The following is a 13967-nucleotide window of genomic DNA, read 5'->3' on the forward strand; positions in this document are numbered from 1 at the left end:
CTGCGCCGTCCCATGCGACCTCGCTATTGCTTCAGATGATTGTATGAGACGAAATTGCGATCCTTATCCGGCTCACGCTCCGACTCGATGAAGATATCGATCTGCTGGCCGATGAAGACCGCGGGTGATCCGGGTTCGATTTCATAGACAACCTGCAGGATCCGGGTGTCGGAACGTTCCGTCTTCTGACCGGACAGCGCGCGCTTGGACACCACCAGCGGTTCCACCCGGACGAAATTGAGCTTCAGGAGGTGTTGGGCCCTGCCGCGAACGGAACCCATCGCCGCCGCGCCCGGGCTGTAGCGCGGGATGTCGGCCTCGTCGATATCGATGCGGACATGCATCGGCTCTGTCCGCCCCAGGACCATGAGCGCTTGATCGAGCGCTCCTGCCTGGGCAAATTCCCCTGGCCGGAGATTGACCCGCAGCACCGAGCTGTCAGCCGGTGCCCGCACCGTTCGCTGCTCCAGATCGATCTCGGCACGCGTTACGGCTTGCCGTGCCTGCTGGAGACCTGCGAGCTCCACGGCGATCGACGCTCCAACCCCCTCGGTTTCGTCCAGGAGCGAGAGATTGGCGCGGGCAATCGCAAGCCGTGCGCGGGCCTTCTTGTGGTTGGCTTCCGCGGTGCGCAGATAATTCTGGCGCCGGGTAATCTCTCGTGCCGTGATGGTCGCGCCACTGTTCAGGGCGGAGGCGGCGCGAACGAGGTCGATGCCTTCGTCCTGCTCAGCCCGTGTCGCGTCGACCGCGGTCTGTGCGGCCTCGACCTCCGCCCGCAGGCCCGGCACGCGCGCACGGGCGAGCGCCAGACGCGCCTGGGCGGCGGCAAGATCTCCTCGGCGCTGGGCCAGAACCGCTTCGGCGACCTGGGAATCGAGCGCAAACAGCGGTTGATCGCGCTTCACGAAGGCGCCTGGCTCGACAAAGACCTGCGCGACCTTGCCCGAGGCATGCGTCCCGATCTGCATTTCCTGGCCCAATGGTTCGACCAATCCGACCGCGCCAATGCGGTCGGCCATCGGCCGCGCGCGATCAGTCCCTTGAGCCAGCAGGACCGGCGTCGGCGGTTCGATTGGCGGCGAGGCGCGGGGACGGCGATTGTCATTCCCGCTCATCGAGCCAATGGCGCCGACAAGCGAGATTGCGGCGGTCATGATCAGGATGCTGGCGAATATGGTGGAACGGCCAATCATCACGCAGCCTCCCTCTCCGCACCGACGTCAATCCGCGTGACCCGACCATCGGTCATATGCGCGATCCGGTCGGCAAAGGGCACGACGCGCGCATCATGGGTGACGACAAGGACAGCCCGATCAGGATCCCGAGCGACCTTTCGCAACAGTTCCATCACCAGTTGGCCGGATGCGCTGTCGAGGGCCGAGGTCGGCTCGTCGCAGATGATCAATCGCGGTTCGTGGATGAGCGCGCGCGCGATGGCGACACGCTGCCGCTCGCCGATCGACAAATGCGAGGGGTATTTCGACAGATGATCGGCGAGCCCAACCTCGCGCAACATGGCCTGAGCCAGGGCCTTCGCCTGCGTCCCCGTCCGCCCCTGCACAAGCAGGGGAACCGCAACATTCTCCGTCGCGGTCAAGGCCGGGAACAGGTTCAACTGCTGGAAGACGACGCCGACGCTGGCGCCCCGAAAGTGAACGAGGCTCCTGCGGCTAAGTTCGGCGAGGTTGGTGCCGAAGAGCTCGACCTTGCCTTCGTCGGCCACGAGAAGCCCGGCGATCGTCGAGATCAACGTCGTCTTGCCACATCCGGAGGGACCGAGCAGAAACGTCATCTCGCCGGGAAACACGTCGAGATCGATGCCGTGAAGCACGCGCGTCCGGGTGCTGCCGTTGCCGAGTTGCTTCACCAGGCCCCGGCAGGAGACGGCAGTCGGGCTTCGGTCAGGTGCACTCACGGTTTGCATCCCTCATCCCGAGAACACGACAGCCGGCTCGACGACGAGCACGCGTCGCAAGCTGGCCAATGAGGAGAGCAGGATCAGGACCAGTATCGTTCCGGCGACGGCCGTTGCGATCCACCAGGGCAGGACGAAGCCGCGCAAAGCCGAGGTCGGCGTACAGGCGAATGCGAAAAAAGCTGCGGCGAGTCCCGTGCCGATGGCGTAGCCGATGACGCCGACGACGCAGGCCTGGAACAGGACCAGACCCACGAGGCGAATATTCGTCACGCCGATGACCTTCAGCATCGCGTATTGAAAGATGTTTTCGGAGACGAACATGCTGAAGGTCAGGCCGACGATCGCTGCTCCGACAACGATGCCAAGCAGGATCGTCGTCGCGAAGCTGATCGGAATGCCCGTATTGCGGAGATAGTATCTGACGGTTTGCTGAGAAAATTCCTCGGAGGAATGCGCCTTTAGCCCGGTGCGCTCCGTGATGTCGCGAGCGACGAAAGATGGTTCCGTGCCATGCATCGCCTTGGCCAGGATGAAGGAAAGCCGGTTGCGGCCGCTCGGGAGATAGCTTGAGGCCTGGCTGTAACGCGCATGGATGATCACCTGCGCCGAGAAGGCCGGAGCGGCGTCCGTGATTGCAGTCACGACAGCCCGTCTCTCGTTCAGTTCCAGCACTTTCCCGACGCTCAAGGGCTCGCCCGGCCAGAGCTGCATGAAACCGACCCGGTCGATGGCAATCGCATCGGGGCGCATGAGGTCAGCCGGCGATCCGATGATGAAGCGCTGGGTGACGCCGACGAGGGTCGCGTCGTCGACGCCCAGAATGACGGCGCCCTTGGTGCGCCCTTCCTGGGTCCTTACAGGCGCGCCGCCCTTGAAGAACGGGGCGGCCCAAGCCACTCCCGGGACGCCCCGGACCTTGAAGAGCTCAACGTCCCGCATCGGTCGGATCAGGTCCGGATGCTCGACCGAAGGATCCATTACCCAGATGTCGACATCCTGGGCATCGGCGATGATGTTCTGCGAGCGCGTCATCAGGCCGACGAACATGGCGCCCTGCTGGGTGACGAGCAGCGTCGCGAAGGCCACGCCGAATACCAGCCCCAACACCTTGGCCCGATCACCGAACAACATCTTGAGGGCGAGCCCGAGCATGCGTCTCTCGCAGGGTGTGAGGAGGTTTGGAACGCCTATTCCGCAGCGATCGCTGCTGCTTTCGCGGTGAAACGCATCTCCTCCCAGAGTGTCGAAAGCGCCGAGACCAGGTGATCTATGTCGGCATCGCTGTGAACCGGGGACGGGCACAGGCGCAGACGCTCTGTCCCGCGCGGCACTGTCGGGTAATTGATCGGCTGAATGTAGATCGCAAAGCGGTCGAGCAAGGCATCGCTCAGCCATTTGCACATGACCGGATCGCCAACGGGGACCGGGACGATGTGGCTGGGGTTCGGCATGACCGGGAGACCCGCTTGCGCCAGGCGGCGCTTCACGAGTTGCGCCCGCTCCTGATGGTGCCGTCTCTCGGTCTGGCTTGCCTTCAGGTGGCGGACGCTGGCGAGTGCGCCAGCGACGATAGTCGGCGCCAGCGATGTGGTGAAGATAAAGCCGGGCGCATAAGAGCGGATGGCGTCGCAGCAATCGCGGCTGGCAGCAATATAGCCGCCCATCAGGCCGAAGCCCTTGGCGAGCGTTCCCTCGATGATGTCGACGCTGTCGGCGAGCCCGTCCCGCTCGGCGACGCCACCACCGCGTGGCCCGTACAGGCCGACGGCATGGACCTCATCGAGATAGCTGAGGGCATTGTAGCGCCGGGCGAGCTCACAGATCTCTGCGATTGGCGACATGTCCCCGTCCATCGAATATACGGACTCGAACGCCACGATCTTGGGCAGATCCGGATCGACCGATCGGAGTTGCCGTTCGAGATCGGCAACGTCGTTATGCCGCCAGATGCGCTTCTCTCCGCCGCCATGGCGGATGCCCTCGATCATCGAGGCGTGGTTCTTCTCATCCGAGAAGACCACTGCGCCCGGCAACAGCTTGACGAGGGTCGAGAGTGTCGCGTCGTTGGCCACGTAGCCGGAAGTAAAGAGCAAGGCGGATTCCTTGCCGTGCAAGTCGGCAAGTTCCGCCTCGAGTTCGACATGGTAGTGCGTCGTGCCGGAAATATTGCGCGTGCCCCCCGAGCCAGCGCCGGCACAGTCGATGGCCTCGTGCATGGCGGCGAGCACGGCCGGATGCTGGCCCATTCCAAGGTAGTCATTGGCGCACCACACCGTGATCTCGCGGGTGCGCCCTTCCAGGAACTGCTCCGCCGCGGGAAAATGCCCCTGAGCGCGAAGCACCTCTGCAAAAACGCGATAGCGTCCTTCGCGTTTCAACTCACAGATCTTTTCGGAAAACCGCTCGTTGTATTGCATAGCGACCGCCCCGCCCTCTCTTTCTAAATCTATATCTCTCCATTTCTACTCAAGTTATCCGGTATAATTTTGATATATTTAGCTTAACCGAAATATACTGCCCTATGGACGATCACTAATCCATGGACCAATGACTTTGCGATATTGCGACCTTTGTCGCGGACTGGCTCGGACTTTGTTCTCATTCTAAAGTGCAAGACGGCCGGCGATTCCCGAGGCCAGGAAGCGCGTGCCACGGAATGCCGCCGGAGACCGATCCGGATCGTTGATCGGCCCCGGTGGAACCTTCCCGATCATGACGCCCGAATCTCGAGCCACCTCCCCTGATTCCAAAGGACGCGCGCTCGGTTTCCTGCGCGAGCCTGGCCACAGCGTCGAGAGCACGCCGCCCCACCGCAAGACCTTCGTTGCGGCCGCGGTGTTCAGCTTGGGATCCCAGGAATGGGCAGGTTGCGGGGCCGCCGACATGGGCGAAGGCGAGACCTCATGGCCCTAGGTCAGTCGCGCCCCTGCCTATTGCCAAGGGACTAGCGCCCGCGACAGGTTCACGGCGCGGCAAACGGCCATGCAGTATCGCGTGGGCGACGAGACCGATCACCAGCCCCCAGAACGCTCCGCCGATGCCGAGCAGGCTGATCTTGGCCGACGAGGCAAGGAATGTGATCAATGCTGCCTCACGGGAGGTCGGATCAGCCATCGCGCCGGCGAGGCTGCCGCCAATCGTTCCCAGCAGAGCCAGCCCTGCAAGCGTGGTGATGAAGGTCGCCGGGAACGCCATGAAGACAGCCGCAAGCGCCACGCCGAAAACGCCGACAAGGACATAAGAGAACCCTGCGGCGATTCCGGCGATCCACCGTCTCGAGGGATCCTCATGCGCTTCCTTGCCCGTGCAGATCGCGGCCGTGATGGCTGCAACGTTGACGGCGTGGGAACCGAACGGCGCCATGATCAACGAACCGAGCCCTGTCACTGTCACGATCGGATTGGCGTTGGTCCTGAAGCCATCATTGCGCAGCACGAGCATCCCCGGCATGTACTGGCCGGTCAACGTGATCAGGAAGAGCGGCAGCGCGACGCTCAAAAGCGCGTTGAGCGAGAATTCCGGCGCGGTGAACACCGGAGCAGCAAGCCTGAACTGAAGCCCCGAGAGATCGATACGTCCCTGCGCCGTCAAGAAGGCGAGGCCGAGCGCCAGAATACCAATGACCGCATAGCGGGGGCTGAACCGCTTCAGCGCGAGATAGGCGATGATCAGAAGCCCAACCAACAGTGGATCGACGCTCGCTCCGCCAAAGGCCCCGATGCCGAACTGCAGCAGGATACCGGCGAGCAGACCTGATGCAATGCCGGGCGGGATCAGCCTGATGACCTTCTCGAAATAGCCAGAGAGTCCAAGAGCGACGAATGCGGCTGCCGAGATCAGATAGGCGCCTACCGCTTCGGCATAAGGGGTCGTAGTGAGTGCCGTGACAAGGAAGGCTGCAGCCGGCGTCGACCAGGCCGTGATGATCGGCTCGCGATAGCGCCAGCTCAGATATAGCCCCGTCAACCCGACGCCGATGGAAACAGACCACACCCAGGATGCGGTCAGCTCGGGACTGAGGCCGGCGACCTTTGCCGCCTGAAAGACCAGAATGAAGGTTCCTCCATAGTTGACGATGACAGAGATCAGGCCGGCAACGATCGGAGGCGTGAGATCGCGTGGACCGAGCGAAGATGATGACGAGACAGGCGGCATGATCGTGTTCGTTTTCCTGAAAGCCCACCTGGCCCAGTCCAGCGAGGCGGGCTTGACTCCTAGCGGAGCAATGGTCTGTTGATCCCCTCCACTTTCATCGGGAAGCTCAGACCAATTGTTCAAGCATTCTCAATTGGAATCCGTGAAGGCTTGGCTCGCCCTTCCCGCCCATGCGGAACTCCCGCTTCACGCGCGGATCCAGCGGGCCTTGCGACAACTGATCCTCGATGGCGCGATTGGCCCGGGCAAGCCGCTGCCGGCCTCCCGCGCGCTCGCCAACTCGCTCGGCGTGTCCCGCGACACGATCGAAACCGCCTATGCCCAGCTCCATGCCGAGGGTTTCATCGACCGGCGGGTGGGCAGTGGCAGTTTCGTCGCTGAGATGACCGAGTTCTCTCCTGGCCACAGGCTCGCTCATCGCAGCGCGGTTCTGCGCAACCAAGCGCCGAACCTGAGCAGGCGCGGGGCGGCCATCTTTCGCAGTGGCGGCGTTCGCGAGCAGCTATCGCCCCGGCCGTTTGCGCCGGGCGTACCCGAGACACGCAGCTTTCCGCTGTCGCTCTGGCAACGCCTGGAACGGCAGGTGCTGAAGGAGACAGGCACCCCGGCACTGCTTCACGGAGATCCCCAGGGCGCGGAGCCGCTGCGACGCGCAATCGCCGACTATGTAAATCTGGAGAGAGGTGCTCGTGCCCATGCGGACCGCGTGCTTGTTCTGACAAGCTCACAGCAGGCGGTGGCGCTCTGCGCCACGATGCTGCTTGATCCTGGAGATCGCATCTTCGTCGAGGATCCCGCCTATTACGGGGCGCGCAAGGCGTTCGATGCCGCCGGCCTGGAATGTGCACCCATCCGCGTCGACGATCAGGGAATTCTGGTCGAGCGGCTCGTTGACGATCCGCGCAAGGCCAAGGCCGTCTTCCTGACGCCGTCCCACCAGTTTCCGACGGGCGCGACGCTTGCGCTCGACCGGCGTCTCTCCCTGATCGAATGGGCCGCCAAGCACCAGGCCTGGATCATCGAGGACGACTATGACAGCGAGTTCCACTACGCCGGCAAACCAATGGCCTGCGTTCAGGGCCTCGATCAGCATGACCGAACCGTCTATATCGGCACATTCACGAAATCGCTCTTTCCTGGCTTGCGGGTCGGCTATGTCGTGCTGCCCCCGCAACTGGTCAAGCCGATGACGGTTGCACGCACGCTCCAGGACGGCCACACCGCCCCGATCGCGCAACTGACACTCGCCCGTTTCATGGAAGGGGGCCATTTCGGCGCGCATGTCCGTGCCATGCGAGGTGTCTACGCCGCACGGCTCGAAATCCTGACCGACCTCGTACGGACGCAGCTTTCGGCCTTCGTCGAGCCGCGGGCTCCAATCGGTGGGCTCCAGATGCCATGCGTGCTGACCGCTGACATTCCGGAGCGCGCGGCCGTCGACGCCGCGCAGCGCGTTGGCGTCGAGCTTCTGGGTCTGTCGGCGCTTCATGCATCAGGCCATGGCGAAGCGGGCTTTCTGATGGGTTTTGCCGCCTACACTCCGGCGGAGCTCGAAGTCGCGGTCAAGAAGCTCGCAGGCGCACTCCAGACGGTGAAGGGCACCTAATCTCCCACCATTCGGCACTCGCAAATGGTATGTCTCACCTTCTGAAAGTGGATGGGTTCAGCAGGCCACTTTCAAGGTAGAAACGGACAGACCTATCGGCCGGGTCGAAGGTTCGGGGATGGCGCTTCATCCGGGCATGACCGGGCGGCCTTCAGGCGGGACCGTGAGGCTTCCACCCTCGGAAAAGTCTTCGCAAGGCTGGCCCGGCAGTCTCATCAGGAGCTTGTTTCCGCATGGGTGCACCATCACAGAGCGCCCCTTCAGCCGAAGATATCGCGCGCTTCGGCCAAGATCCTGCCGAAGTATTTGCCAGGAATCTGAGAGCCGTTCAGGAGCGCATCGCATCGGTCTGCCGCCGCTGCGGGCGGAATCCTGACGATGTGCGCCTGCTGCCGGTCACCAAGACGGTCCCCGCCCATATCCTGCGGCTGGCCTTTGGCGCTGGCATCTCCAGCTTTGGGGAGAACAAGCTCCAGGAGGCCCGAGACAAGCAGGCGGCACTTGGCGACCTGCCGATCCGCTGGAGCATCATCGGTCACCTCCAGACGAACAAGGTCAAGTATCTCACCCGCATCGCCGTGGAGTTTCATGCCCTCGACAGCGTCCGATTGGCCGATGAGCTCAACCGCCGGCTGGAGGCCGAGGGCCGCGACCTCGACGTCTTCGTTCAGGTGAACACGTCCGGCGAGGACAGCAAGTACGGCCTGCATCCCGACGAGCTTGTGCCGTTCGTCGAACGTCTGTGCGATTATCCTCGCCTCAAGCCGCGCGGCCTCATGACGTTGGCGATCTTCAGCGCGGATGCCGAGCGTGTGCGCACCTGTTTCCGGCTGCTGCGTAGCCTGCGGGACCGGGCCGTCATGATCAATCCCGGCCTTGTGCAGCTATCGATGGGCATGTCCGGTGACTTCGAGATCGCCATCGAAGAAGGCGCCAATGTCGTTCGGGTCGGCCAGGCCATTTTCGGTGCGCGACCGACCAGTGACGCACTCTACTGGCCTGGCCTCGTCCCAGCCTCTCAAGGGGGAGAGTGACGACACCGTGCCCGCAGGGTTGCGGTGGGGGCCGGAAGCGGAAACGCGGGGCTTCGCTTCGATACCCTTGGACACCAGCCCCGGCCTGACGTCGAGGCACAGGTCCTGCTCTGCCCGTTCAGGTCAACAACTGCCCGCCATCGACGACGATCGTTTGCCCGGTCACCCAGCTCGCCATGTCGCTCGCCAGGAACAAGGCGACATTTGCGACCTCTTCCGGCGCCCCGAACCGCCCCCAGGGGATGCTGCCGAGCGTACGCTCGTAGAGTTGCGGATCGGTCGTCTTGCGGCTTTCCCAGGAGCCGCCGGGAAACTCGATCGAACCGGGCGCAATCGCGTTGACCCGGATGCGCTTCGGCGCCAGCGCCCGCCCCTGCCCCATCGTGTAGTTGACGACCGCCGCCTTGACGGCGGCGTAAGGCAGCGAGCGCGGCACCGCCATCAGGCCGGAAATCGAAGAGATGTTGATGATGGCGCCGCCGCCCGCTTCCTCCAGGAACGGTATCGCCGTCTGGGTGGCGCGCACCGTCGCCATCAGGTCGACATTGATGCTGGCAAGCCAGCCGCTCTCGTCATCCTTCGAGCCGAAGCCCGACGCGTTGTTGATCAGGATATCGATGCCACCGAGCGCACGCGCCGCGCCAGTCACGAAGTCTGCGGCCGCAGATGCCTCGCCGAGATCGCAGGCCATGCCGAAAACCGCCCCGCCATGCCGCTTCAGCTCGGCCTCTACCGCGCTGAGCCCCTCCGCATTGCGAGCGCAGACCGCCACACCGGCACCCGCCGCAGCGAAGGCGAGAGCGATGGATCGACCGATGCCGCGACTACCACCCGCGACAACGGCCTTCTTGCCCCTCAAGGAGATTTCCATTGCGTAGCCCCGTGCAAATCATTTGGCAGATCACGCCATGGTGCGCCTTGGACAAAGCGGCCTCAATACGAATATGACCGGGCGGTGATATGTCCACACCCCAGTGCGGATCGAACCCCGCCGGCTCTGTCCGTCTCGGGCGGGAGTTTTCGCGGGAAGGCGCAGGTTTCCTCCGCTCATGTCCAGAATGTGAGCAGTGATGGAGTGACGAGCGCTCGCTGGAACCGGGACCGCTCAGCGCGCAAGCGGCATCCTGAATCTGAACCTCGTGCCCTCGGATGTCGAGATGACATCCAGCGTGCCCGCATGCGCCTTGGCGATCTGCGAGCAGATATAGAGGCCGAGGCCGAGGCCCTGCTGGTTGGCTCTGGCGGAGGCGCGCACGAAGGGCTTGAAGAGCTCGGCCATGATCTCGGGCGGGATCGGCTCTCCCATATTCGAGACCGACAGCTCGAAATAATCGGGAGACTGATGAGCGTCCACGATCACGGGGCCGTCCTCGGCGCCGTGCCTCAGTGCGTTGGCGATGAGGTTGGACGCCATCTGGGCGATGCGCGCCGGATCGCAGTCGATGACGCCGTCGAACCGCAGGGCCGTCGCGATCTCGCGATCGGGATGCGTCGTCTGGAGTTCGCCGATGACCTGTTCGAGCGCAGGCTTCAGGTTCGTCTCGGCGCCGCGCTCGAGAATGAACCCGCCGCCCAGCCGACCGCGTGCAAAATCAAGGACGTCGTCGATCAGGCGCGACATCCGGCTGACGCTGCTCTGCATCATCGTCGCCAGCGTGCGCACCTTCGCCATGTCATCGCTTTTCAGCACCATGCGAAGGCCGGAATGGATGGAGGCAAGCGGATTGCGAAGGTCATGGCCGAGCACGGCGATGAACTGCTCGCGGATCTCGGTGTTCTGCAATTCGCCGACCAGCCTGGCCGCGCTGTCGGCGAGTTTCTGGTGGGCGTCGAGGTGGAAGGCGATCAGTTCCGCGAAGAGCTTGAACATGCCGGTAATGGCCGGCGTGTTGACGACATGCGGCCGCGGGTCGATTGCGCAGAGCGTGCCGAAGAATGTCCCATCCGGCAGGATGATCGGCATCGATATATAGCTCTGCAGGCCATAGGTCGCAGGTGTATGGTGCCGGCAATAGACAGGGTCCGCGTCGACATGGTCGATGACGACCATCTCGCGATGATCGCGGATCTCATTGCAGATCGTGGTCTCGATCTTGAGCTCGCCGCCCGGCTGCAGGCCGAACGCGATTTCGTCGCGAACGCCACAGGCGACCCAGCGATCCTCGGTCACGCGCGCGACAGCCGCAAAGCCCATGCCCGTCGTCCGGCAAACCACTTCCAGAATGCTCGGTACTGCGGCGATGGACGAGATCGCGGCAATATCCTCAGAGAAATCTTGACGCATCAAACCCCGCCTGGAAAAGCGAGCCGAAACACAATCGTGACGACGCGTCTATGTCAAAAGACCGGTCACGATCGCCCATCCACGCCCGGATATGCGGCCGAGACATTTCCCCGTAGCCATAGGGATAACGGCCATTCCGGTCATATACCTCAGGATCGAGCCTAGCTTGTGACGCGCCCCAACACCCGCCCGAGCAGATCCAGGCCATAGGGCTTCTTGAGCAGCTCGGTGCGCGGCTCTGCATCGAGGCCGTCGACCTGGTCCCGCCCCGTCGCAAAGACGATGGCGATCGCCGGCTTGAGCTCACGCAAGCTCCGGGAGAGCTCGATGCCCGAAATGTCGGGCAGGCCGACATCGGTCAGCAGGATGTCGATCTCCTCGCGCGACGCGATGTCGATCGCCTCGCGCCCGCTATCGGCCTCGATCGCGATATAGCCGAGCTCGCGGACCAGATCGGCGGTATCCATACGAATGATGGCGTCATCCTCGCAAACGAGGACCGTGAGTTTTCGCGCGGGCTGGGGTGCCGCGAGCGGATCGGGGCCGGCCGCGGCCTGCGACGTGTCCCCGGACGGTTTCCTGCCGCCATGCGACAGGACCTGCCTGATCTTCCTGGCCAGGGCCTCGCGCGTGTAAGGCTTCGACAGCAAGTTGACACCCTCATCGAGCCGTCCGCCATGCACGATGGAGTTTTCCGTATAGCCCGAGGTGAAGAGCACGCCGAGTTCCGGCAGCCTCTCCTTGGCCTTGCGTGCCAGTTCCGGGCTCTTCAATGCTCCCGGCATCACGACATCGGTGAAGAGCAGGTCGATTTGGATGCCGCTCTCGATCACCGCGAGCGCGCTTTGCGCGTCATGTGCCTTCAAGACGCGGTAGCCGAGTTCGCCCAGCAGTGCGATCACCGTATCGCGAACGCCCTCGTCGTCCTCGACGACCAGGATGGTCTCGCTGCCGCCGCTGACCGGTCCGGTTTCGCTTTCGACCGGCATATCCTCGACCTGGGTCGAACGCGGCAGGTAGAGCCGGATCGTCGTGCCATGGCCGGCCTCGCTGTAGATCTTCACATGGCCGCCGGACTGCTTGACGAAGCCATAGACCATGGAGAGGCCGAGGCCTGTGCCCTTGCCCTCGGGCTTTGTCGAGAAGAACGGCTCGAAGACCCGCTCCATCACCTCGGGGCTCATGCCCGAGCCCGTATCGGTCACCGCCACCATGACATATTGGCCAGCCGAGACATCGGAATGCGCCCGCGCATAGGCGTCGTCGAGAAAGGCGTTGCCTGCTTCGATGGTAAGGCGGCCCTGGCCATCCATCGCATCACGCGAATTGATCGCGAGATTGAGGAGCGCATTCTCCACATTGGTCGGATCGACCAATGTGTTCCAGAGCCCGCCGGCGATCATCGTTTCGACCTCGACGGCTTCACCCAGCGTGCGGCGAAGCAGATCGTCCATGCCGCGGATCAGCCGGCCGACGCTAACGACCTTGGGCTCCAGCGCCTGCCGGCGGCCGAAAGCCAGCAACTGCGCAGCGAGTTTTGAGCCACGCGCGACGCCTGCCATGGCGTTTGCGGCCCGTTTCTCGGCCCTCTCATTGCCGCTGATATCGCGCGAGAGGAGCTGCAGGTTCCCGCTGATCACCTGCAGCAGGTTGTTGAAATCATGCGCAACGCCGCCCGTCAGGTTCCCGATCGCCTCCATCTTCTGGCTGTGGCGCAGGGCGTCCTGCGCCCGGGCGAGCTCGGCCGTGCGGAGCTCGACGCGATCCTCCAGGGTCGTGGCGAGGTCCGATAGCGCCGCTTCAGCCGTCTTCTGATCGTCGATATCGGTGTTGGTGCCGATCCAGCGCGCCACCGCGCCGTCTTCGCCCAGGATCGGGACGGCGCGGGCAATGTGCCAGCGGAAGGCCCCGTCATGGCGCCTCAGCCTGAACTCGGTCTCGTAGCCGATTCCGTCGCGGCGGGCATTCTCCCAGGCTGCGGCTGCGCCGGCGAGGTCCTCGGGATGAACGATCGATGCCCAGCGATCGTCGTCGAGCGCGCCTGCCTCCGTACCGGAATAGGAATAGACCTGCTCGTTGAACCAATCGAGCATGCCGTCCGGCGTCGCTGTCCAGACATGGTTCGGCATGGACTGCGACAGGGTGCGGAAGCGGCTTTCGCTCTCCTGCAAGGCGGCCTCGGCCTTCTTGCGACCCGTGATGTCCTGGAAGAGTACCGCGACCTGTTTCGCGCTGGCCGGCTCGATGCGAAAAGCCGATAGCTCGAGATAACGCCCGGTCGCGACGAGCTCGCGTTCGAATCGGATCGGCTGGCCGGTGCGCAGCACGCCGCCATAGAGCTCGACCCAACCATCGGCCTCGTCTGGTACCATTTCGCGGAGCTTCTGGCCGACGACATCGGGTATGCCGGCATGAACCGCATAGGCGGGATTGGCCTCGATATGGATGTAGTCGCTCAGCGCGCCATGCGGCCCATCGAAAAACTCGATGATGCAGAACCCCTCATCGATGCTGTCGAACAGGGTGCGATAGCGCTCTTCGGTCGCGACCAGCGCCTCTTCGACCGACTTCTGCTCCGTGATGTCGCGGGAAATCGCCAGCAGCCGCTCCGGCTTACCGTCGGGCCCGGGGACGGGCGTGATGCGGACATTCCACCATTTGGGCGTGCCCGCCAGCGTCCTGGCAAAGCCTTCGAATTGGCCGATGCCGCCGGCCCTGGCCGCTGCAACGGCGGCGATCGCCGCTGTCCGATCCTTGCCCTCCCAGAAATCGGTCCAGGCGCGGCCCGAGATCGACCCAAAATCGGCGACCTCCATGCCCCGCATACCGCCTTCGCTCATGAAGGTCAGCTTGCCGTCGAGGTCGAGAACCTTGATGCAATCGTCAGATATCGCGAGCACGCTCTGGATCAGCCGGCGGTCGCACTCCACGTCTGTCGTCACAGTCAGTCCCTGCTCATTGCGCTGC

Annotated in this window: 10 protein-coding genes; 2 read left to right on the forward strand and 8 right to left on the reverse strand. The window is 63.6% G+C overall.

The genetic code is table 11. The features are described from left to right. Positions 1-23: 23 nt before the first annotated feature. The 5 genes from BIWAKO_RS26140 to BIWAKO_RS26165 all read right to left on the reverse strand — a co-directional run bounded on the left by BIWAKO_RS26140 (position 24) and on the right by BIWAKO_RS26165 (position 6076). The gene (locus BIWAKO_RS26140) at positions 24-1196 is read right to left on the reverse strand and encodes an HlyD family secretion protein (protein ID WP_069881137.1); all 1173 of its coding nucleotides are present in this window, start codon (positions 1194-1196) and stop codon (positions 24-26) included. Continuing rightward, positions 1196-1918 (reverse strand): ABC transporter ATP-binding protein, encoded by a 723-nt coding sequence (locus BIWAKO_RS26145; protein WP_244523550.1) that lies wholly within the window; start codon positions 1916-1918, stop codon positions 1196-1198. The genes BIWAKO_RS26140 and BIWAKO_RS26145 overlap by 1 nt, the downstream gene beginning before the upstream one ends. 12 nt (positions 1919-1930) lie before the next feature. Continuing rightward, positions 1931-3073, reverse strand: coding sequence for an ABC transporter permease (locus BIWAKO_RS26150; RefSeq protein WP_069881139.1), 1143 nt, complete (start codon positions 3071-3073; stop codon positions 1931-1933). Positions 3074-3108: 35 nt separating this feature from the next. Further along, entirely contained in the window at positions 3109-4338 is a 1230-nt protein-coding gene (hemA, locus tag BIWAKO_RS26155) for a 5-aminolevulinate synthase (RefSeq protein WP_069881140.1), read from the reverse strand. 484 nt (positions 4339-4822) lie between these two features. Then, positions 4823-6076 (reverse strand): benzoate/H(+) symporter BenE family transporter, encoded by a 1254-nt coding sequence (locus tag BIWAKO_RS26165; protein ID WP_069881142.1) that lies wholly within the window; start codon positions 6074-6076, stop codon positions 4823-4825. 115 nt (positions 6077-6191) lie between these two features. Between BIWAKO_RS26165 and pdxR the strand changes: the two genes are divergently transcribed. Both pdxR and BIWAKO_RS26175 read left to right on the forward strand, forming a co-directional pair. Next, entirely contained in the window at positions 6192-7682 is a 1491-nt protein-coding gene (gene pdxR / locus BIWAKO_RS26170; protein ID WP_069881143.1) for a MocR-like pyridoxine biosynthesis transcription factor PdxR, read from the forward strand. Between the two features lie 233 nt (positions 7683-7915). After that, complete coding sequence (locus BIWAKO_RS26175) at positions 7916-8716, forward strand: YggS family pyridoxal phosphate-dependent enzyme (protein WP_069881144.1); 801 nt, start codon at positions 7916-7918, stop codon at positions 8714-8716. 118 nt (positions 8717-8834) lie between these two features. Here the strand turns inward: BIWAKO_RS26175 and BIWAKO_RS26180 are convergent, their stop codons facing one another. The 3 genes from BIWAKO_RS26180 to BIWAKO_RS26190 form a co-directional block, all read right to left on the reverse strand. Further along, positions 8835-9587: an SDR family NAD(P)-dependent oxidoreductase gene (locus BIWAKO_RS26180; protein WP_069881145.1), complete on the reverse strand. Its 753-nt coding sequence runs from the start codon at positions 9585-9587 to the stop codon at positions 8835-8837. A 234-nt stretch (positions 9588-9821) separates the two neighbouring features. Continuing rightward, positions 9822-11000, reverse strand: a complete 1179-nt coding sequence (locus BIWAKO_RS26185; protein ID WP_069881146.1) for a GAF domain-containing sensor histidine kinase — start codon at positions 10998-11000, stop codon at positions 9822-9824. Positions 11001-11161: 161 nt separating this feature from the next. Beyond that, positions 11162-13942 carry a response regulator gene (locus tag BIWAKO_RS26190; RefSeq protein WP_141740239.1) on the reverse strand — a complete coding sequence of 927 codons (2781 nt, stop codon included), beginning with the start codon at positions 13940-13942 and terminating at the stop codon, positions 11162-11164. Between the last annotated feature and the right edge of the window lie 25 nt (positions 13943-13967).

This window comes from Bosea sp. BIWAKO-01 (assembly GCF_001748145.1).
Lineage (GTDB): Bacteria > Pseudomonadota > Alphaproteobacteria > Rhizobiales > Beijerinckiaceae > Allobosea.